Here is a 21,105-nt window from a genome sequence, read left to right as displayed (position 1 = left end):
TATTCGTTCCTAGTTAAAGTTACCGCTTTCATTAGTAAAAAGCAACGCCTGGTTTTACCATGCTACCTCCGCTAAGATTATTGAGACATCGAACACTCTCGCTTGATAATTTATATATATCAATTACAATATATTATGAGAATATAAACGTAAAGGAGTACTTATTATGGACCCTAAATTTATTGAAGTTATCAAAGACACGACCCCCGCAACCATCGTTACGGTCAACGCCGCACCAGCACACGTCGTCAACACCTGGAGTCATTATATGCAACTTATCGATGATCATACCCTATTGATCCCATCGGCTGGCATGCACTCAATTGAGGCCGATTTTGCTACCGACAACCACATTACAATTGCTGTCGGTAGTTACAAGGTTCCCGGCACAACTGGTACTGGCTGTGGTTTCCACATTCATGGTACCGGCAAGTTTGAAACTAGTGGCGCTTATTTCGATCAAATGCATACTAAGTTTGATTGGATTCGCGCGACCCTGGTTGTCACAATCGACGATGTGGAACAAAAGATTTAACAACTAAAATCTAGACTAAAAGAACGTACACGAGTTGTGTACGTTCTTTTAGTCTAGATAGTAGTTAATTCGTCACTGTCTTCTTAGATGCTAATTCAAGCCCCTCTAAAAAGTGCCCAAAGCACTGCTTCAAGAAGTGTTCACTACCGTCATCATTCAGATGATCGTTCTCATCAAACTTATTGCCGGCTTGAGGTAACATGAACTCGTTACCAGGCATAACTTTGGCATCCACACCGGGTGAGTCCAAAATCTGTCGTAAGTTCATCTGAGCACGTACCGTACCTTGAATACCTAACGAAGTCCCAACAATCATCACTGGTTTGTCTTTGAATGGATGTTCTGCACAGGACAGCCATTCAATGGCACTCTTCAAGGCAGCTGGAATCGAATGATCGTATTCTGGCACGCCAAAGACGACACCATCAGCGGCTTCAATCTTAGCGGCTAACGCTTTTACACTTGCCGGTTCCCGATCCATATCATCTTCATTGAATAGCGGTAAATCTTTAATTTCACAAATTTCAAAATTAACTTGCGTTTCAAATAATTCTTTCATGGCATACAACAACTTACGGTTATATGATTTTGAAGCGTTAGTCCCCACAATAGCCACAATATTGGCTTCGTCATCGCCCGCGGTTGCCTGCCGCTGAGCGTTTTCGCTAGCCGCGGCGCCGGCAACGTAACCCGACGAAATCCCCCAAGTATTCATCATACTTGGCATTGAATCATGTCCGTTAGCGCCGCCGATGATTTCCCCCGCACCAAAGTAATTAGCTACCGGTGCATTTTTAGTCGTTACCAATTGCAAGTTATCAGCATCAACACTATAGCCACCTAAAGTCGTCGCAAAGCGATCACGTTGTTCAATGATGTAGAATGTTTCACCTTCAAATTGGTGCAAGTACTTCGGATCACGACCGAAATCATGATCGTGACCATCTTGAACATAGCCTTGATAATTTTTGACCGTTTGGACTAATTCATCAACCACAATTCCGGCCTGCTCAGCAGCACTTTCCAAAGAACCCTTAACAAATACTGGCCGTTTACCCTTATTCTCAAAGAAGCTCTTAATTTCTTCTGGTGTGAAATCATGCAGGATCAGTAGGTCGTAAACTTTCTTCCAAGTCCGTTCATCCATTACTAGGTAAGCAACTTTATCCGCTTGTTTAAGGATGGCATTCCGAAAAGTCGTATAAACATTTGATTCGTTAACGATTCGATCACCCTTAGAGTTAACGTAAATTGCACCCATATCAGTTGCTTGTTTCGACGCGTACGTGGTCAATTTAGCAACGCCTGGTTCCACTTCAACACCATGTGGATACAGCTTGTACCAACCTAAATCGTGCGTTTGCAAATCCAAATCACCATTAAATTGATAGGCATCCCCAGTGGAAGTCATTGGGCCATAATAATCAATGCCTTCGCTTTCAGTACCACGCATCTTTTGGTTAGCGCCATGACCACCTGCAGCAAGCACAACTGAACGTGCCTTGATGTTGACTGTTTGGTCCTTTTGAGCAGCAATCACACCGCGTAACTTTTTATCGTTGTCCAACATAAGCTTCTCGACTCGAGTATCCAACATAATTTGACCACCCGCAGCAGCAAACGCCTTCGAAACTTTTTGAATGAATTCATAGCTACTTGCTGAAGGTAGTTCAATCTGACGGTTAATCGAATGTTCTGGCGTTTGCGTCTGTGCTTTTTGATAATGTAAATCTGCAAACTTACTAATAAAATCAATGGCTGGACCAATGTTATGCACCATTAGGTCGGTCAAAGCTGGATAGTTCGTCTCCAAGCTTTCACGAGCAACATCTTGTGCCAACATTTCTGGCGTATCATGATTATTATCAAAAATTTGCGCAGCAACATCAGACCCGGTACCAACAACGTTAGAACCATTCAGAATCGTCGCACCACCAAGATAGCCGTTCTTTTCAACTAAGATAACCTTCTGACCCATTGTCAACGCTCGACAGCCAGCGACTAAGCCCGCTTCTCCGCCACCAATAATGAGCACGTCGGTCCGCAAGTTTTGCGTCTTGGGGGCTTTTTTCTTAGGAACTGGCTGCACATCAACACCAGCATCGGTTACAGCCTTATCTGCCGACTTAAGTAACGCTTGGGTCATCACCGTTGCACCACTAATTGTGTCAACATTGAATGATTGTTCCGTAATGATATTTTGTTTCAATTTATCAATGACTTGGTTAAAGATCCCCGACGTTTCGGAATGCTTTAATATTTTCAAATCCTCAATCTTATTATCTTGCACGTCAACTTCATAATTGATAATACCGTTGTGGCCCATTGCTTGGCCGGTAATTTGTTTTTTACTCAATAGTAAACACTCCTTTGCGTCGCGGCGTTAAGCCACTGGTAACTGTTACCTGTTGTTCATGATCAATAAAAATTGCTTCCGTATGTGGCAACTGTTCGATTAGTTGACAACCACGGTTTGGCCCTTCAAAGTAGGCCACCGTTGATAACACTTCAGCTAATTCTGACCGTTCAGTTATAATCGACACCTGATCAACTTGATTTTCAACCGGATAACCAGTTCGCGGATCAAGGATATGGTGGTAGCGGTGATTGCCAATTTTAAAATATCGTTCGAAGATACCTGACGTCACTACCGTTCTAGCAGGCGTTTCAACCTGTAGCGCTGGATAGCCACGTGGCGCTTCGGGTGCTTGAATTCCAACTTGCCAACGCCGATTATCGGTTAGCGGATTGGCCCCTAATAGCTTAACGTTACCACCAAGATTAACAATAGCGCTGGTAATGCCAGCCTGCTGTAACTGCTTAACGACCTGATCGGCAAAATACCCCTTGGCAATCGCACCAAGATCTAATTGCATGCCAGATTGACGCAAGTAGATACTCGATTGGGCTTCATCTAGGATAACTTCGTGCGTATCTAATAAGGCTAATCGTTGGCTAATTCCCTTGGCCGCTGGTACTTGATGCCCACCAAAACCAATCTTCCAAAGTTTAACCAACGGTCCAATTAGCACATTAAAACTATCCGCATATTGCTTTGTGTACTTAATAGCATCCGACACTAGTTGAAAGCATTCAGTGCTAACCAAAACTGGATGAATACCGGCATATTGATTGATCGCAGCTAATTCTGAATCGGCACGATTGACAGAAAAGACACCATCCATCCGCTGCAAGTAATCATAGACCGCTTCGACCGCTAACTGATTCGGCTCAAATAATGTCAGCGAGATGACGGTTCCCATCATCGTAAATTGTGAAACATACTTTTTTTGTGTCCCAATCATCACTCTGACCTCACGATTTCTTTCAGTTATGCTTTAATTTAACTTCAGATCTTCCAATTCCGGCCGTAAATTTTCAAGTGCAATTTGCCCAGGTGCCGAAGCCGCCCCGACCGTTGCAAATGATAAACAAGAGCCGAACACTTCACCAGCAAGCCGTGACACTTTTCCTAAGTCACCCATCGACATTGTGATTACTGGCTGTGGTAGTGTTTGGCGTGCAATATTAGTCGCTGTCAGTAATGTTAAGACATCCTCCACCGATTGTGGCATCACAGCCATCTTAGCAACGTCAGCACCATAATCGACCATACTAGTAAGGCGCTTAACGATCTCAGCAACCGCCGGCGTTTTATCAAAATCATGATTACTCATGATCACAACTACTTGATGCTCATGAGCTGCTGCAACAATTTGTTTAACAGCTTGTTCGTCATGGTAACGCTCAACATCTAAGGCATCCGTGAACCCACCATCTAAGACCGTCTCACACAGTTTAAAATACTCAGTATCTGATAGTGCTAATTCGCCGCCTTCACCTTTAGTTCGGAAAGTAGTTAATAAGGCAATATCACCTAAAGCCTGACGAAGTTGCTGACCGGCCGATTTCAACTTTTCTGGATTAATTACATCCTTGAAAAAATCAATTCGCCATTCAACGACATCTGGCTGTGCAGCTAAAATCGGTGTCGTCGCTGCTAAAATATCATTAATCGTCGTTCCTGTGATAGGCACTGCCAACTTAGGTCGACCACTACCAAGTTCAATATTTCGTAGCTTTATCGCTGGTTGCATCTTAACTTGCCTCCTGTCATCAATTATTTATCCTGATCATCACTAAACAGAATCTGATGAATGTAATCAACTGGCATGTCTTCGCCAGTCCACAGCTTAAAGGCTGCTGCACCTTGTTCAAGCATCATACCTAAACCATTGTAAACATGCTTCAATCCTGCTTGACGAGCTACCTTCATTAATTTAGTCGTTCGTGGTGCATATACTGTATCAAACACAATTTGGTCTGAGCTGAACCAACTAGGATCGTCCACAAGCGTCTTATCTTCAAGTGGTTTCATTCCAACACCTGTCGAATCAGTATAGATATAAGAGCTTTGGATTTCCCGTTTGAAATCATCACGATCTTCTAATGAGTGTAAAGTGGCGTGACAGTCGGTCTGCTCATTAATTAGTTTAACGTTCCGTTCGGCATTTGCCCATGTTGCATCGTGCATATTAAAAATAGATATTTCTTTGACACCATCCAATGCAGCCTGCACTGCGATCGCAGTCCCGGCACCACCAGCACCAGCTAGCGTCATTTTATGTTCGCGAATATCCAAGCCTTCATCCACGAGCGCTTTCATAAATCCGATGCCATCAGTCGTATAACCTGTTAAAACACCATCATCATTAACAATTGTATTAACCGCACCCATCATTTTAGCTGCTGGATCAAGCTTATCAAGCAATGGAATCACTTTTTGCTTGTTTGGCATTGAAATATTGGAGCCACGCATATCAAGTGTTCTGATTGACTCAATTGCACTTGGCAGCGTTTCATTCGTCACTTCAAATGCTAAGTAAGCGTAATTTAGTCCTAATTTAGCAAAAGCATTGTTATGCATAGTTGGGGACATTGAATGACGAATTGGATACGCCATTAAACCAATCAGTAAAGTATGCCCATCAATTCGTTCTGCCATGAAAAACCACTCCTAAATATTATTTTTATCTGTTTGTTACTCAATTCACTTGTTATGTTAGCAAATTAGTTTAATATAATAAATATGGATGAGTTGTTTAAATCATCAAAGTTATCTATGAGTAAAGGAGCATTCCTCATGAATTTAAGACATTTAGTTTTTTTCAAAGAGCTAGCTCGAACACAACATATGGCAAAGGCTGCCGAAAACTTAGGTATCTCACAGCCTTCGTTGAGTTATGCCATCAAAAAACTCGAACACGAATTGGGTGTTCCACTTTTTGAAGCAGATGGCCGTAATATCAAGTTAACATCAATTGGCGGTGTTTATTTGAAATACGTCACTGCTACTTTAAATGATTTATCACAAGGCAACGAACTCGTCAAACAACTTATGGATCCAGATACCGGTCATGTTAAATTAGGATTTACCTACACCCTTGGACAACAACTAGTTCCTGAGTTACTGTCCCATTTCAAAAATCAAAGCGAAAATCAAGCAATTACTTTTGAGCTTGGTCAAGGAAACTCCGGTGTGCTCCTGCAAGCACTAGCCGATGAAAAATACGACATCGTTCTAGCCTCTAACGTCGATAGACTGGGTGAGCAGCTAACTGCCCATCTCTTTGACTTTATCCCACTAGTTCAACAAGAAATTGTTGCAGTTGTTCCAAATGATCATCCCGCGGTACAAAAAAATCCGCTACACGTTGAAGACCTAGCACCTTATCCAATGATCTTATTTTCACAGAATAGCGGCTTGCGACCATTAATCGACCAAATCCTATCAGCAGCCCACGTTCAGCCCAAGGTAGCTTATGAAGTAGAAGAAGATCATACTATGGCTGGGTTTGTTCGTTACAATATGGGTGTTGCGTTAATGCCCTACTTACCACTTTTAAATCCCGAGCGTGTTCAAATCAAACACTTAGCTGATCAGCCATTACAACATCAAATTTACTTAGTCGTTCGTCGCAGTGGTTTTATTACACCTGCCGTCCACCGTTTCCAAGAGTTTATTCGCAGTTATTGTTGGCAACATTACACTAATCAAGAACGATCAATCTAAAAATTGCGCCTTTATTGAAGGCGCAATTTTTAATTAACTTTCAACACCGGAAGCAGCCGACGTACGTGTTGACCGACCACCATGTTTCACAATCAATGCTAAACCAACCCCAATTAACGTAATCACAATGTTCATTAGAATTATCATCCGTGGCGCATCAGCACCGGTAACTTTTGTCAAGTATGCCGCAGCTGATAATACAGCATAATTAGCCACGCTTGAGGCAATCATTACAAGGGATGTCGCTAGACCTTTACTATCTGGAAAGAAACCAATGGTCGTAGAGGTCGCCAATTGTAGTACCCCACCAGCAGCAGCGTAACCAATAACAAAACTACCAATATAGAGAATGACTGGATTATTAATGAAATAACATAACATTAACATGACGATTGAAATACTTGGATATAGTACTAATACGGTCGTCTCTTTCAGCCCCATATGGATAAACTGAGCAGTTAATAAGACCGCTACCGTTGCACCAACCGCATAAAATGATTGCAGGATACTGGGGTCTTTGATTCCGTAACTAGCTCCTAGCTCTTGATTGCAATTCAACCAAATCATAAACGTCGCTGAACTAGTAAAACCAATTAAAATTGATGCAATCGCAGCTGGTGTGAAACGATGCTTCGGTTTGTCAGTAGTCGTTTTAGCCTCAGCAGTTGCTTTATCTTGCTTAGGAAATGGTAAAACCAGAACTAAGATTGCATCAGCAATCATTAAAATTCCACACCCGATAAAAATGACTCGATATGACATTTGAGCACTAGCAACCAAACCAATAACGAACGGCAATACAAACTGAGCAACCGTTATGGCAAACTTTGTAAATAGATTTGCAATTGAGGCCGATTTAGGAAAGATTTCCATCACACTTGGTGACACACAGGTATCCAAGAACGAATTAGCAATCCCGTTAATAATACCAATAGCATACGCCCACCACATGCTGTGAACTGTGATCATCCCAAAAAAGAATACGGCGTACAACGCAATTCCAATGAAACCACTGATACGACGCCCAATCCTATCAGAGACTGGACCAGCAAATGGGTAAGCAATCAGCCGTCCCAGACCATAGGCAGCAATGACAGAAACTACCATACTAACATCAATGGTTCCGTTAGCCAGCGTGGATGCGCCCCACGCCTTTGCAAACTCAGTTTTATACTGTCCCATTATTGAAGAGGCAATTCCTAAAATAAAGTAAGCAAAGTACAATGCCAATGCTGTTACATAATATTTACGGTTTGAATTTGTGTTACTTGTCATCTTAACGTCCCCCATCATCTGAGAAGAACCGTTGCGTTACTTCTTCAACGGGCATTTCTTGGCCTGTGTACAATTTGAACGCTGCGGCACCTTGCCAAACCAGCATCCCCTTACCGCCAATTGTTTTGCTTCCATGTTCAGCTGCATCTGCTAACATTTTTGTGGTAACAGGATTATAAACAGTATCTGTCACAACTAAATCAGAACGAAAAACGGTCATATCCTTAATATTAGTTTGTTCAACATTCGGTGCCATACCGGCCTTGGTTGCGTTAGCCAAAATATCACTTTGTGCAATTGCTTGTGTCAAGACTTCCTGGTCATTAATATCGCCTACAGTAACTTGGCATGCGGGAACTTTATCCATGATCTTTTGAGCCGTTAACTCAGCATTTTGATAAAACGAGTCCTTAGGATTAAAGATATGAATCGCCTGAGCGCCATCTAGTGCCATTTGAACGGCAATTGCTGTAGCAGCACCACCAGCACCTAACACCGTAAGGCGCTTTCCCTGTGGGTCAACACCATGCTGGCGTAGATTTTCAACATAGCCCGCACCGTCCGTATTATGACCAACTAACACGCCATCATTATTGACAATCGTATTCACAGCACCGATTAATTCTGCAGCTGGTGACAATTCATCAACTAATTCTGCAGCAACCTTTTTACAAGGCATCGTTACGTTAGCACCACGCATATTTAAAACGCGCATTTTAGTTAACGCACTGGCCATTTCATCAGCCTGAATGTCAAAAGCCAGGTATGCATCATTAATACCTGCCTTTTCAAAACTGTAGTTATACATTGCTGGTGAGCCTGAATGGCCAACCGGCGAGCCGAAAAGGCCTAGCATAGTTGTGTGTCCATCAATTCGTGCTTCCATCTTTTTATTGCCCCTTTCTAATGCTGCTTAGCTGCTTGACGTGCCTCGTAGGCTTGATATTCGGCCGTTGGCATAGCCTTACCTGTAAAGAGTGTGTATGCTGCATCACCTTGCCACAATAACATGCCTTTCCCCGGCGCTACCGTGCATCCTAATGCCTCGGCGTCTTCAATTAACTTGGTCTTTAGGGGGTTGTAAACAGTATCCGCAACAACCAAGTCTGAACGTAAATAGCTTGGATCGACTAATGATTGACCGTCCAGCGGCTTCATACCAACAATAGTAGCGTTAACCAGAATATCAGCCTTCTCAATCTCAGCTTTTAACTTGTCTTGGTCTTCTAGATGATAGACGTTAACGTCGACTTCTGGCTTTGCTTCCTTAATCTTCTTTTGAGTGTTTTCGGCATTCGCATAAAAGTCGTCCTCACGGTTAAAAATAGCCAATGATTTAGCACCATCTAATGCACATTGAACTTGTAGCGCCGTAGCAGCACCACCAGCACCAATCACGACTAGCTTTTTACCAGCAATATCTACACCGTTCTCTTTCAGATTGCGTACAAAACCAATGCCATCCGTAATATGACCTGTCAACTTACCATTATCGTTAACAATGACATTAATAGCCCCCACAATCTTTGCGGCCGGTGACAACTCATCAACAAGTGTTGCGGCAACGCCCTTACATGGCATCGTTACGTTGCTACCGCGAACCTTAAATAATCGTAATGCATCAATCGCTTCTGGCATTTGTGCTTTTTTAACATCAAAAGCTAAATATGCATAGTCTAATCCTTGCTCTTGAAAGCTAAAGTTATACATTGCCGGTGAACCTGAATGACCTACTGGAGAGCCGAGTAAGGTAAATAAACCAGTGGTACCTGAAATTCGTTTTTCCATAATTGTTATCTCCTCTTAATTAATAAAGAAAGAGACCGAGACAGTCGTCCCAGTCTCATCCACGAGTTCATGTAACTGAATTAATTTCTATTTTTTCGCTGGTTGATGATGATCAATCGCGTATTGACGACGACCACCTGGCTTTGGAATCATGTCAGAAATCATCATATTCAAACCACCATCAACGGTCACTTCACCACCATTAGTGTAGTCAGAACGGTCACTAGCCATGAATAAGACCGTATTAGCAATATCATCCAAAGTCCCAATGCGGCGACTAGCCACTAACCGCTCACGGCCCTCTTCAACTTTAGGATCACTGTAAAAGTTCTCAGATAACGGCGTCTTAACCAGACAAGGTAAGACACAGTTACTCCGAACACCATACTGTCCCCATTCAGCAGCCATTTGCTTAGACATCATATTAACCGCTGCTTTAGTTGTACTATAGGCCCCACTATATGTTTCAGGATAACGTGACGCTACGGTTGAGATGTGTACCATCGCACCATGTTTCTGTTGAATCATGACGCGACCAAACCGTTGTGACATTAAGAAGTAACCCGTTAAGTTAACATTCAAGGCAGCTTGCCATTCATCCAAACGCAAGTCTTCAAGTGGTGAGAAGCGTAAAATAGCAGCCGTATTAACTAGCACATCGACTTCACCAAACTTATCAGTCACGGCCTTAACAGCAGCATCAACTTCCTCTTCGTTAGTCGTATTGCACTTAACGGCCAACGTTTCAACGCCATACTTTTCTGTCAATTTCTTTGCGTACGCTTCGGTTTTATCCGCAATCATATCAATCAAGACAATTTTGGCACCCTGCTTAGCAAACTCTTCACAGAACTTGGTACCCATACCACCAACAGCACCCGTAATTGCAACAACTTTATCCGTTAATCCTAACCAATTATTATTCATTAATAATCACTCCTTATAATCAAATATCTAAGCTTGAACTGGGTCTTTTAAAATTTCAGGCCACGCTTCCTTTAAAACAGACACAGTCTGCTTATAGGTGTAATCCGCAACGTAATCAATACCCTTAGCCATGTATTGATCAGAGATTACTTCGACACCAATCACCTTAGGATCAACACCTGCATCTTTTATCATCTTGACAAACCCAGCGGTATCCAAATCACCAGCACCTGGAGCCAACCGATCATGCATTGATTCATCCCGTAAGATAGAATCAGCATATGGCCGAGTATATGCATCATCAATTTGAATTGAAATAACCCGCTTTGCTTGTTCCTCGGTCAACAAGTCATATGGTTGGTTGGCTCGTACCCAATGCCACATATCTAGTAACATATATACATTGTCACAGTTGGCTTTTTGCATAATCTTCCAAGTCTTGTCCAAGTTAGGTAAGCCACTGTAAGGCATTGGTTCCAATGCAATAATTAAATCACCCGCCCGGGCTGCTAATTCTTGTAACTTCTTTGCTGTATAGTCAATATCATAATCTTCCATCAATCCGGTATTAATATGCTTTACACCAAATAATTCACACATATGGAAGCAAGCCTGTTCCTTATATTTTTGTTCGTATGTGCGCGTTGCTTCACACCACTGAACAATATATTCGACTTCGGTGCAACGAATATTATACTTATCCAAAATAGCGAGAATATCATCGTCCGTTAAACCTTCGTTCAAGGCATCCACGTAAGTTTCAGCGCGTAACCCAATGCCATCGTAACCAGCAGCACTAGCCGCTTTGCAACGATCTTCAAATGTACATTGATCACCAAGTGTCCAGGAACTAATTGTAATTGGATGTGATTTTGTCATAATAATTTCCTCCAAATAGTGGATTCGACACATGCATGTTTTGTGATTCACATAATTTATTTTACAAGTTAAATGTAATCGCTATCACTCGACTCGTCCAATTGCTTTTAGTTGGGGCTATCCATAGCCAAAAGTTATTAATTCTGTTATATTAACCGTAGTTGTTAACTTTTGAGTATCAATCGTTACCCGTCAGAATGAACTTCGGGAGGTTATTTCTATCATGAATTTGGATCATTTACGATACTTCGTCGCATTATCAAGAACTGAAAACTATACACAAACTGCCAAGCTGTTACATATTACACAACCAAGTTTAACTAAAGCCATACACTCCTTAGAAGCAGAATTGAACATTGATCTCTTTCAAAAAGCCGGACGTAGTGTTACTTTAACTCCTGCTGGTAAGGTTTTCGCTAGTGATGTCGAATCCGCACTCCTACTACTCGACAAAAGTGTGACTAATATTAAACGTTTTGATCAACAAAAAGCCCCCATTCGTATTGCCGCACTCCGAACACTAAGTATTAAGTGGTTGCCAGATATTGCCCAGCGTTTTCTTCAACTAAGCCCCCATGCCGCTGTCCAATTTCAATTCAACACTGATACTGGCCTGTCCCCAGATATTCTGAACGGTTTACGTAACAACAAATATGATGTTGCTTTTTGCTCAAAGATGGATCACTTTAGCGATATCGAGTTTTTTCCCGTCGCTGAACAAACTATGGTTTGCATCACACCAACTACACACCCACTGGCAAACCGCTCCAGTATCAATTTGGCAGAAACATTAGCCTATCCCCAAATCACTTTTTCGCAACGCAGTGGACTTCATCCAATTATGCAAAAACTATTTAACGACTGTGGCGGTCAACCCATTAGTGCATATGCCGTAGAAGAAGATCAGGCCATCGCCGGTTTAGTGGCCAGCGGTTTTGGAATTGCCGTTGTACCTAATATGTCTATTCTTCAAACCATGCCAGTCAAGATTATTCCATTGTCATTTCCAACATGGCAACGAATTTTGTACATGGGTACCCTTAAGCACCGTACACCTCAACCCGCTGTTGAAGAGTTCATCACCTTCGTTCGTGATCAAAGCAAAACACTCTCTGTTAACAATATTTAACTCTGAACCAATAAAATCGCATTCGATTAATAGCTTCTAGCTATCGATTGAATGCGATTTTGTTATTAGACACTTCTCGAGACCGTGTTAAAATTTGAAGTGAATCAACGATTGTGAATTTAGTATCAATTAAAAATATTAATAATTATAAACCGTTTACTTGATTGATTTTTCAACATTTATATTGGATATTAAAAATGCCATTTTTGTTGCTTATAACGTTTAAAAATGCACACTTTGTGAAAATAAGAATTGGTGGGTGATACTATGGAACTTAAAGAAAAGCAGGATATAACCATGAAACATAAGACATATTTACCATTAGCTGCCGGAATTTATTTAAATTATGCTATTTTAGGAATGGCTACTATTATTGTGTCTCAATACGGGACTCAATTCCAAGCACTATGGCACACTGATGTTAAAGGGCTCTCAACTGTCATTGCAATGATTGGAATTGGCCGCTTATTGACAATTCTCATTGCGGGTTATCTTTCTGATCGCTTGGGGCGTAAGGGAACTATGTTAATCGGTATGATTGCACAAATTCTATTTCTTATGGGCCTGTTCTTTAGTACTAATCTCATCAGTGCTTGCATCGCTGCACTCTTTATGGGCGCAACCAATTCCTTTGGTGATACAGCTAGTTATCCAGCACTGACAGATGCTTTCCAAGAGCAAGCTGCTAGCATGAATTCGTTAGTAAAAGCGGCCATGTCTCTTGCACAATTCGTCCTGCCGTTCATTGTTGCTGCTCAGCCAAACGCTCAAATCACACTAGTCGTCATGGTAGTTGTGATGGTTTTAGATATCATCTTAATTGGACTTGCCAGCTTCGCACCACAAACATTAACTCAAAAACACACTAAAATTAGCGACGAGCCTAAAACAACCATTAATCCTAGTGGCAATCAGCCTTCTATGTTAATTGATGGTAGTTTGCTAATAATTGTTGGTTTTACACTTTCATTTACGTTTTACATTTTCTCTCAATACGCACCAAACTTCGGTAGTAGCGTCTTAAAGTTGGGGCTAAACAGCTCTAAATCACTAATTTCATGGTATGCAATGGCCTCACTAGTATCCGTTTTTATTACCTCCTCATTAGTAACTCGCATTAAGCCAATCAAGTTGATCTTTGCTTACACTCTGATTTCGTTCCTAGCATTACTCCAAATGGTGGTTATCCCTAGTGCTGACGGTGCTCGGTTAACTGCCATTGCAATTGGCTTCTTCGCAGCCGGAGGTATTTGGCAATTAGGATTAACTTTACTAAGCCAATACTTTCCAGCTGAGAAAGGTAAGGTGACTGGCTACTATAGTTTTGCTACTGCACTGACATTCTTTGTAGGTCCATTAGTCTCTAGCTTCATCATTGATGACACAGCTGTCAGTGTTCTACATGTTTTCGAAATCGATACTGGCGTGACACTACTCAGTCTTGTAATCGTTATCATTTTGATGATTCGAAATCGCAAGTTTTCTATGTAAAACAGCATAAAAATTAGTAAAATGGCTATAGATTGAGGAACTTGATTGCTCAATCTGTAGCCATTTTACTATTCAATAATATCGTTAATCTCATAGTGCCAACTTCACACCTAACAAACCACTCACCGACTAACACTCACCAAGATCTGAACCACCACCATCAAAGTCGCCAGAATATCCAACACCCAGCTGCTCCACACATAGTAGTTCTCCATTGGCCGATATTTTTGGCGGGTTACCTTGAAATTTTTTTCATATAACCGGTTGAAGAAGATAAATAGCCAGATAAAGAACCACAGAATCAGGCAAAAGACGGGATAAATGAAGATATTGCTCTTGATTCCCCACGGCGTCAGACTGGTGACAGCGGTTGGCACGTAGACACGATTAGGTAGCAATGGATATGCGATAATTGCCAATAATAGCGGTAATAAAGCTAATCCCGTCTGCCGCCACAAATTATAGTGGCCGTGCTCATCTTTAACATTAAACATTGCGCCAACCTCCCTTAATTAACCAGTGCATCGCAAATGGTAATTGATGATTCCAGAGCCGCCAATCATGGTGACCCGGTTGTAACTGCCATTCAAACTGGTCTTTAAACACAGCCGCCAACTCTGGCTTGAAGGCTTCATCCATTGACCGTAACATATCTTGATCACCCGTCGCCATTAGAACACGTAACGTCCCCCAGTTTGTCGGTTGCTGTACCAAGTAAGACAAGTCCGCTGGCGTCCCTTGCATCTGTGCTGGTGAGAAAGCCAGCTCAAGGTCTGGCATAATTGCCGATTGTTCCACGTGAAACCTTTTGAGATCCGTCACCGGTGATAGTGCCGCGACAGCCGCAAACCGCTGCGGATAGGTAAAGGCATAACGTAATGCCCCATAGCCACCCATGGAGTTCCCCAACAAATAATTGTCTTCCGGTCGTGCCGACAACGGAAAGATATAACGCATTCGTGTTGGTAACTCGTGGGTCAAGTAATCCCAATAGCGTGGACCATGGACCATATTCGTATAAAATCCCCGCCCCGTTTCCGGCATGACGACCGCTACTCGGTATTGCGTTGCCAGTAGTTCGATTTCCGTTCGCCGTAACCACGACGTTGCGTCCCCACCTAAGCCATGCAACAGCCACACAGTTGGAAGTTGCTGTTCACCACTACTGTAGTCTGGTAAAATTTGTCCGACCGCGTTCACTGGTTCCGGCAAGATAACTTGGACTTGCACTGACTGTCGTAACACGTTGGAATAAAAGTTATTGCTATGAATTGACATTGTGTGCCACTCCTCTCTTTATGCATCGATCATCGAATTCGGTTAGGATCTACCGACTTGGAATCACTAGTTAGCGCCAGCCCAAAATAGTTAGGCAACATGTAACTAACGGTATATTCCAGCGTTTCTTCCCCTTGAAATACCCACCGTTCGATCTTAATCACCATCGTATCCAGACTCACGTGCAAATAATCCGCAATTCGTTGATTAGGAACGCAGGTCGCCGCATATTCTTGCTCAAAGGGCTGGCGTGATAAATCAAGCTGCGCATGTTTCCTAATTAGTGCATAAATCGAATGTACGGCCCGTAACTTCTTCATTGCTGTGGCAGGAATCAGCGTCGCCAAATACCACGACTGCGAAAATTCAAATGGTGCGTGTCTAATTTCGCGTAATCGCTCTAAATACCAGGTTGTCGATTCAGCCGTAAACTTAGCCCGTGTTGGTAGTGGCGTCGTCTGATTGGCCACTAAGATTGCAACCTGTTCCTCATCAACATCGTATGTATGGGTATCCGTAATTCGTACCGCAGTCCCCCGATTAAATTTGGAAACAAAGCTGCCCTTACCCTGAATACGATAGATATAACCCTGATCGGCTAACATATTCAGTACCCGCACGACTGTCGTGGAACTGACTTGATACTTCTTCCGTAGCTCACTCTCACTATAAAACGGATCATTCTTTCGAAAATGGTTCGTGTTCAATTCCAGAATCAAGGCGCTTAAAATGGTTTGATAAATTGGTTCTTTACGACTCATGGCTGCCCCCCTTATTATTAACTTAATACATTAAATGTCTATACTTAATCAAAATTTACCCATGTCAATTAACTAACAACAATGAAAGCGTTAACTATACTGTTATATTATGCTATACTCACTCATGAAATCAAGTTAATGTGTTAACTCAAATCAAAAAGGGAGGACTTAATTCAACACTAACTTGTCATTACTAATTTGTTAAGGAGATGAATGAATTATGGATAATTCACGTACGTGGAAAGATAAGACGATTGATGTCATGAGTAAGATCGCAGCCAACCGTTATTTACGTGCTATTCGAGACGGAATGGCCGTCATTATTCCAGTTACCATCGTTGGCTCATTCTTTACGATCGTCACGCAACTACCTATTACTGCTTGGACAAACTTTATTAAACCCTATGCCACTGGTTTAGCAATTCCAATTAATTTTTCAATGGGGTTTATGGCTATTTACGCCGCGTTTGCCATTGCAGGTCGGTTAGCTGAAGATTATCACTTCGATCATATTTCAACCGGGGTCGTCTCAGTGATGGTCTTTCTATTGTTGGCAGTTAAACCAATTACGACCACTCCAGCAGCTTTCAAAGCGTTAGGACTAAAGGCCGCTGCCACCGTGGTGCCGCTAACACACTTCGGGGCTGCGGGGTTATTTACAGCAATGCTCGCTGGGATTTTAACGGCCGAAGTGACTCGGATCTGCCGCGACCATCACCTCGTCATTACATTACCAGATGGAGTCCCACCGGCTGTTGCAGCTTCATTCTCAGCTTTGATTCCCGCGACTTTCTTAATCGTTGGTGCTTGGGTCATTCACGTTGGTTTGAACTTTGACGTTAATGCTTTCCTACAATGGGTCTTCAGCCCATTAGCCTACTTTGGTCGTGACAATTTACTTTCAGTTATCGTACCAATCCTCTTAACTGATATTGTTTGGCTATTCGGGATTCACGGTGCTGCTTTAGCCACCCCAATCTTCTGGCCATTATGGTATCCAAACCTGAACGATAACTTAGCTGCCATTTCCAAAGGTGCAACTGCTGCAACGGTTCCTCACTTCATGACTGAACAATTTTTCCAATGGTTCGTCTACATTGGTGGTGCTGGGGCAACACTGTCTCTCTGTATCTTATTAGCATTTTTCTCTAAGTCCGCTTACGGTAAAACAATTGGACGGGTTACCATTATCCCAGGAATCTTCAACATCAACGAACCCGTTATCTTTGGTGTTCCAATTGTCATGAACCCATACTTTGCAATCCCATTCGTCCTCGCACCGTTAACCATGGGGATTATCACTTGGGCTGCAACTGTTCTACACCTCGTTAGTCGGACGGTAGCTTTAGTTCCATGGACATTACCAGGACCAATTGGGGCGTTGATGACCACTGCTTGGGACTGGCGAGCAGCCGTTCTATGTATTATTAATATTATTGTGGCCACCTTTATCTATTACCCATTCTTCAAGATTTGGGATCGTAACCAATTGAAGGCTGAACAAGACGCTGCTAAAGCCGATGCTGAAAAAGCAGCTCCAGCAGCCGTTGCCGAATAATAGATTGCACCAAAATCACACGGATTTGTCATTACGGTATGCTTAAACTAACGACTACTTTCAATGAACATGATTGCTTATTTGCTGACAATCGGTCTAACTTTAGCGCCAACCGTAATTAGCCATTATGATTATGATTCTGGGAGGACTGCTGCATTGGCTGCAGTCCTCTTTGTACATATTTTAAGAAACGAGGGAAAACGATTGAAATCTGATATTAACCAACTTACTACTGAGGGTCGTAATCCTGCCAGTAACGACTTAGACGAAATGTCGATCCTGGCAATTGCCCAGTTAATGAATCAAGAAGACGCTAAAGTCAGTCAAAGCATCACACCCGAACTACCACAAATTGCCGCTGCTATTGCCCTTATCGTCACTGCCTTTAAAGCTAACGGCCGCTTAATTTACATGGGCGCTGGTACTAGCGGTCGTCTAGGAGTTTTAGACGCTGCTGAATGTGTCCCAACATTTGGTACTGAACCAGAGATGGTTCAAGGACTCATTGCTGGCGGAGCTCAAGCTATGACGGTCGCCGTTGAAGGTGCTGAGGATAATCCTAATTTAGGCGCACAAGACTTGAAAGATCTGGCCTTAACTGCTAATGATGCCGTGGTCGGCCTGGCAGCAAGTGGTCGCACGCCTTACGTTATCGGTGCACTGGACTACGCACAAAAAATCGGTGCGGCAACAATCAGTCTAGCCTGCAATAATCAGGCACTAATCAGTCAACACGCTCAGGTTGCCATCGAAGTAACCCCCGGCCCTGAAGTTCTCGCTGGTTCAACCCGTTTGAAAGCCGGCACAGCAGAAAAGATGGTTCTTAACATGCTATCGACAATTTCGATGGCCAAGATCGGCAAAGTTTACCATAACTTGATGGTGGACGTTAAACCAACTAACGAAAAACTCGTGATTCGCGCGAAACACATGATCGAACTGGCCACCGGCGTTTCTGCCGATGAAGCCAGCGAACTATTCGCTGCAGCTCATCAAAACGTTAAGACAGCGATTGTCATGGACTTGGCTGGCGTCTCTGTCAGCGACGCCGAGCAGCGTTTACAGCGCGCACACGGTGTCGTTCGTGACGCACTCGCACTGCAATGAGGAGGTCTAAAATGACATATTTAATTGGCGTTGACTGTGGTGGCACGCACATCGTTGGTCAAACTTGGACGACAGCCCCCGAGCATCTGGTCCAAAGCGTTACGGGTGGCCCTGGTAACGTTGTCCTAGACTACTCTGCTGCCGTTACTAACTTAACCACTGTCTTAGACCAGCTCACTGCCGCAATTCCAGCTAGTCAGATTGGGTTGATTTTAATCGGAATTGCTGGCATTGAAACTGCTGGCCGGGCTGATCAGGTCCAAAAAACCATCACCCAACGTTACCACGCTAATACCCAGGTCATAAGCGATGCAAAACTGGCCCTACTGAACGGTCTTGCAGGAGCAGACGGCGCCTTAGTGATTGCCGGCACGGGTTCGGTCGTTTATGGCCGCCAAGCCGGGAAATTTCTGCGCGTTGGCGGCTGGGGTTACGTTTTAGGTGACGAAGGCAGTGCCTACGACATTAGCAAGCGGGCACTTAAACTGGTTCTGACCCAGACTGATAACGGTCAAACTAGTCAACTAACAGCTCCCCTATTGGCACAACTTAAAGTTACCGATGTTGCTGCCGCCGTCCAGAAATTTTACGCTCAAGATCGACAAACTAACGCTCAATTAGCACAGTTAATCGCCAAACTGGCCGAGCAACAAAATTCTGAAGCCATCACGGTATTAGTCACGTCAGCCCAAGCACTGGCACAACAAGTCGTTACCTTATATCAGCGGTTTGCAGAGTCCCGGCCACAACGGGTCGCCCTCTCTGGTTCCGTTTTAAAACACAATCGCCTGGTCCGCGACACGTTAACGACGACAGTGCACCAGTCAATACCAACAATTGCATTTAACGATATTACAACTAACAACGCCCACGCCGTCATCTATTGGCACCGGTGGACTCAGGAGGAAATTAATTCATGACAATGCGTCAACTAGGTTTATCCATTTATCCCGATCATAGCGACTTTGAAGAAAACGCCGCTTATCTCAAATTAGGCCAACACTACGGCTTCACTCGAATTTTTATGAGCATGCTGGAAGTATCTGGTACGGTCGCCGAAACCAAAGCTAAGTACCAGAAAATCATTGACGTTGGAAATCAGTTGGGTTACCAAACGATTTTGGACGTTTCACCACGGATTTTTAAACAACTAGGAATTTCCTATAAAGATCTAAAGTTTTTCGCTGATTTACACGTCGCCGGTATTCGACTAGATGAGGGTTTCGATGGCGCGACCGAGGCGCTGCTCTCGTATAATCCGTACGGCTTGATCATCGAACTTAATATGAGTAATGACGTCGATTATCTGAATAATATTCTCAGCTACCAAGCAAACGTCCCATTTATTTATGGCTGCCATAATTTCTATCCCCAAGTTGGAACCGCACTACCTTACAACTTTTTCGTTAAGTGTAGCGAACGTTTTCGTAAGTTCGGCATTCACTCCGCCGCTTTCGTGGCAAGTCAGGTTGGTACGATGGGGCCATGGAACGTCAACGATGGTCTGCCAACATTAGAAGCTGATCGGCGCTTACCAATCGCCGTCCAGGCCAAGCATCTCTTCGCTTCCGGACTAATCGACGATGTAATTATCGGTAACGCTTATGCGAGTGAAGCCGAACTGGCCGCATTATCAGCAATCAATCGGTATCAAGTACAATTTCACATTGAATTTGAAGCCCAGACGAATGCAATCGAAAGAACCATTGCCTTGACCCCACAACATTTTCGCCGTGGCGATATTAACCCAAATGTCATCCGTTCAACCATGCCCCGTGTGACCTACAAGGAAACGCCCAACAGTCCACACGATAATGATGTGGAATTTCAGCGTGGCGACGTATTAGTAGGCAACGACAACTTCGGCATTTATAAAAATGAATTGCAAATCGTCTTACAACCCCACTGTGAACCCCGAAAGAATCGGATTGGTCGGATTGCACCTGAGGAACTGTTACTGCTTGACTTTATTAAGCCTTGGAGTAAGTTCCGGTTTGTGGATTGAATATAGTAAAAAATATGTTACTGATTATAAAAAAGTCTATCTCGAAATTTTAATAATTTCGAGATAGACCTTTTTAGTTTAATCCAACTTATCAAAGCAAATTTCTGCAATTCACATGCTATTTTAAACTGGGTGGATGCTAACAGTATCATTTCCCATCAGTTGATCACACCAGCGGCAAGTCAGTTCTTATATCACGTAAATTCACCATCATTAACTAGGGTCCGTCTTAAAACTACTTAAGTAAGATGCAAATTGAGGCAATGTAGACCGTAGCCAGATAAACATGAGCGAGCTTA

20 protein-coding genes are annotated in these 21,105 nt (G+C 43.0%); 8 read left to right on the top strand and 12 right to left on the bottom strand.

Annotation, left to right across the window (positions count from 1 at the left end):
- Positions 1-166 precede the first annotated feature (166 nt).
- A complete protein-coding gene (locus tag ACOV1R_RS12470) occupies positions 167-535 on the top strand; it encodes a pyridoxamine 5'-phosphate oxidase family protein (protein WP_011102185.1) in 369 nt (122 codons plus the stop codon).
- A gap of 64 nt (positions 536-599) precedes the next feature.
- Here ACOV1R_RS12470 and ACOV1R_RS12465 read toward each other — a convergent pair whose 3' ends face one another.
- Genes ACOV1R_RS12465 through ACOV1R_RS12450 form a run of 4 tightly spaced genes read right to left on the bottom strand, consistent with a single transcriptional unit; the run spans position 600 to position 5,540 of the window.
- Positions 600-2,891 (bottom strand): FAD-dependent oxidoreductase, encoded by a 2,292-nt coding sequence (locus ACOV1R_RS12465; protein ID WP_003643070.1) that lies wholly within the window; start codon positions 2,889-2,891, stop codon positions 600-602.
- Positions 2,884-3,840: an FAD:protein FMN transferase gene (locus ACOV1R_RS12460; RefSeq protein ID WP_003643071.1), complete on the bottom strand. Its 957-nt coding sequence runs from the start codon at positions 3,838-3,840 to the stop codon at positions 2,884-2,886. Before ACOV1R_RS12460 ends, ACOV1R_RS12465 begins: the two co-directional genes overlap by 8 nt.
- A 33-nt stretch (positions 3,841-3,873) precedes the next feature.
- A complete protein-coding gene (gene aroD, locus ACOV1R_RS12455; RefSeq protein WP_003643072.1) occupies positions 3,874-4,632 on the bottom strand; it encodes a type I 3-dehydroquinate dehydratase in 759 nt (252 codons plus the stop codon).
- Positions 4,633-4,655: 23 nt separating this feature from the next.
- Positions 4,656-5,540: a shikimate dehydrogenase gene (locus ACOV1R_RS12450; RefSeq protein WP_015379545.1), complete on the bottom strand. Its 885-nt coding sequence runs from the start codon at positions 5,538-5,540 to the stop codon at positions 4,656-4,658.
- Positions 5,541-5,678: 138 nt separating this feature from the next.
- Here ACOV1R_RS12450 and ACOV1R_RS12445 point away from each other — a divergent pair, with 138 nt between their 5' ends.
- Complete coding sequence (locus ACOV1R_RS12445) at positions 5,679-6,608, top strand: LysR family transcriptional regulator (RefSeq protein ID WP_003643563.1); 930 nt, start codon at positions 5,679-5,681, stop codon at positions 6,606-6,608.
- Positions 6,609-6,641: 33 nt separating this feature from the next.
- Here ACOV1R_RS12445 and ACOV1R_RS12440 read toward each other — a convergent pair whose 3' ends face one another.
- The 5 genes from ACOV1R_RS12440 to ACOV1R_RS12420 all read right to left on the bottom strand — a co-directional run bounded on the left by ACOV1R_RS12440 (position 6,642) and on the right by ACOV1R_RS12420 (position 11,477).
- Positions 6,642-7,883 (bottom strand): MFS transporter, encoded by a 1,242-nt coding sequence (locus ACOV1R_RS12440; protein ID WP_003643564.1) that lies wholly within the window; start codon positions 7,881-7,883, stop codon positions 6,642-6,644.
- Between the two features lies 1 nt (position 7,884).
- Entirely contained in the window at positions 7,885-8,769 is an 885-nt protein-coding gene (gene aroE, locus ACOV1R_RS12435) for a shikimate dehydrogenase (protein WP_003643076.1), read from the bottom strand.
- A gap of 17 nt (positions 8,770-8,786) precedes the next feature.
- Complete coding sequence (locus ACOV1R_RS12430) at positions 8,787-9,671, bottom strand: shikimate dehydrogenase (protein WP_003643077.1); 885 nt, start codon at positions 9,669-9,671, stop codon at positions 8,787-8,789.
- Positions 9,672-9,758: 87 nt separating this feature from the next.
- Positions 9,759-10,598, bottom strand: a complete 840-nt coding sequence (locus ACOV1R_RS12425; RefSeq protein WP_003643078.1) for an SDR family NAD(P)-dependent oxidoreductase — start codon at positions 10,596-10,598, stop codon at positions 9,759-9,761.
- A 27-nt stretch (positions 10,599-10,625) separates the two neighbouring features.
- Positions 10,626-11,477 carry a sugar phosphate isomerase/epimerase family protein gene (locus tag ACOV1R_RS12420; RefSeq protein ID WP_011102192.1) on the bottom strand — a complete coding sequence of 284 codons (852 nt, stop codon included), beginning with the start codon at positions 11,475-11,477 and terminating at the stop codon, positions 10,626-10,628.
- Positions 11,478-11,700: 223 nt separating this feature from the next.
- On the opposite strand from ACOV1R_RS12420, the gene ACOV1R_RS12415 reads away from it, so the two are divergent.
- Positions 11,701-12,606: a LysR family transcriptional regulator gene (locus ACOV1R_RS12415; RefSeq protein ID WP_003643080.1), complete on the top strand. Its 906-nt coding sequence runs from the start codon at positions 11,701-11,703 to the stop codon at positions 12,604-12,606.
- Positions 12,607-12,903: 297 nt separating this feature from the next.
- The gene (locus tag ACOV1R_RS12410) at positions 12,904-14,097 is read left to right on the top strand and encodes an MFS transporter (protein ID WP_033609081.1); all 1,194 of its coding nucleotides are present in this window, start codon (positions 12,904-12,906) and stop codon (positions 14,095-14,097) included.
- 122 nt (positions 14,098-14,219) lie between these two features.
- Here the strand turns inward: ACOV1R_RS12410 and ACOV1R_RS12405 are convergent, their stop codons facing one another.
- Genes ACOV1R_RS12405 through ACOV1R_RS12395 form a run of 3 tightly spaced genes read right to left on the bottom strand, consistent with a single transcriptional unit; the run spans position 14,220 to position 16,136 of the window.
- Positions 14,220-14,591: a hypothetical protein gene (locus ACOV1R_RS12405; RefSeq protein WP_015379550.1), complete on the bottom strand. Its 372-nt coding sequence runs from the start codon at positions 14,589-14,591 to the stop codon at positions 14,220-14,222.
- Positions 14,584-15,375 carry an alpha/beta hydrolase gene (locus ACOV1R_RS12400; RefSeq protein ID WP_003643083.1) on the bottom strand — a complete coding sequence of 264 codons (792 nt, stop codon included), beginning with the start codon at positions 15,373-15,375 and terminating at the stop codon, positions 14,584-14,586. Before ACOV1R_RS12400 ends, ACOV1R_RS12405 begins: the two co-directional genes overlap by 8 nt.
- 29 nt (positions 15,376-15,404) lie before the next feature.
- Positions 15,405-16,136, bottom strand: a complete 732-nt coding sequence (locus tag ACOV1R_RS12395) for a GntR family transcriptional regulator (RefSeq protein WP_003643084.1) — start codon at positions 16,134-16,136, stop codon at positions 15,405-15,407.
- Positions 16,137-16,356: 220 nt separating this feature from the next.
- Between ACOV1R_RS12395 and ACOV1R_RS12390 the strand changes: the two genes are divergently transcribed.
- The 4 genes from ACOV1R_RS12390 to ACOV1R_RS12375 all read left to right on the top strand — a co-directional run bounded on the left by ACOV1R_RS12390 (position 16,357) and on the right by ACOV1R_RS12375 (position 20,806).
- Complete coding sequence (locus ACOV1R_RS12390; protein WP_128484948.1) at positions 16,357-17,694, top strand: PTS sugar transporter subunit IIC; 1,338 nt, start codon at positions 16,357-16,359, stop codon at positions 17,692-17,694.
- Between the two features lie 204 nt (positions 17,695-17,898).
- Positions 17,899-18,801, top strand: coding sequence for an N-acetylmuramic acid 6-phosphate etherase (murQ, locus tag ACOV1R_RS12385; protein ID WP_016511062.1), 903 nt, complete (start codon positions 17,899-17,901; stop codon positions 18,799-18,801).
- Between the two features lie 11 nt (positions 18,802-18,812).
- A complete protein-coding gene (locus ACOV1R_RS12380; protein ID WP_015379554.1) occupies positions 18,813-19,721 on the top strand; it encodes an N-acetylglucosamine kinase in 909 nt (302 codons plus the stop codon).
- Positions 19,718-20,806 (top strand): DUF871 domain-containing protein, encoded by a 1,089-nt coding sequence (locus ACOV1R_RS12375; RefSeq protein ID WP_003643089.1) that lies wholly within the window; start codon positions 19,718-19,720, stop codon positions 20,804-20,806. Before ACOV1R_RS12380 ends, ACOV1R_RS12375 begins: the two co-directional genes overlap by 4 nt.
- Positions 20,807-21,105: the final 299 nt, after the last annotated feature.

The organism is Lactiplantibacillus sp. YT640, assembly GCF_049745435.1.
Lineage (GTDB): Bacteria > Bacillota > Bacilli > Lactobacillales > Lactobacillaceae > Lactiplantibacillus > Lactiplantibacillus plantarum.
The sequence above is the reverse complement of the archived record's forward strand: the minus strand, read 5'-3'. Positions and strand labels throughout refer to the sequence as shown.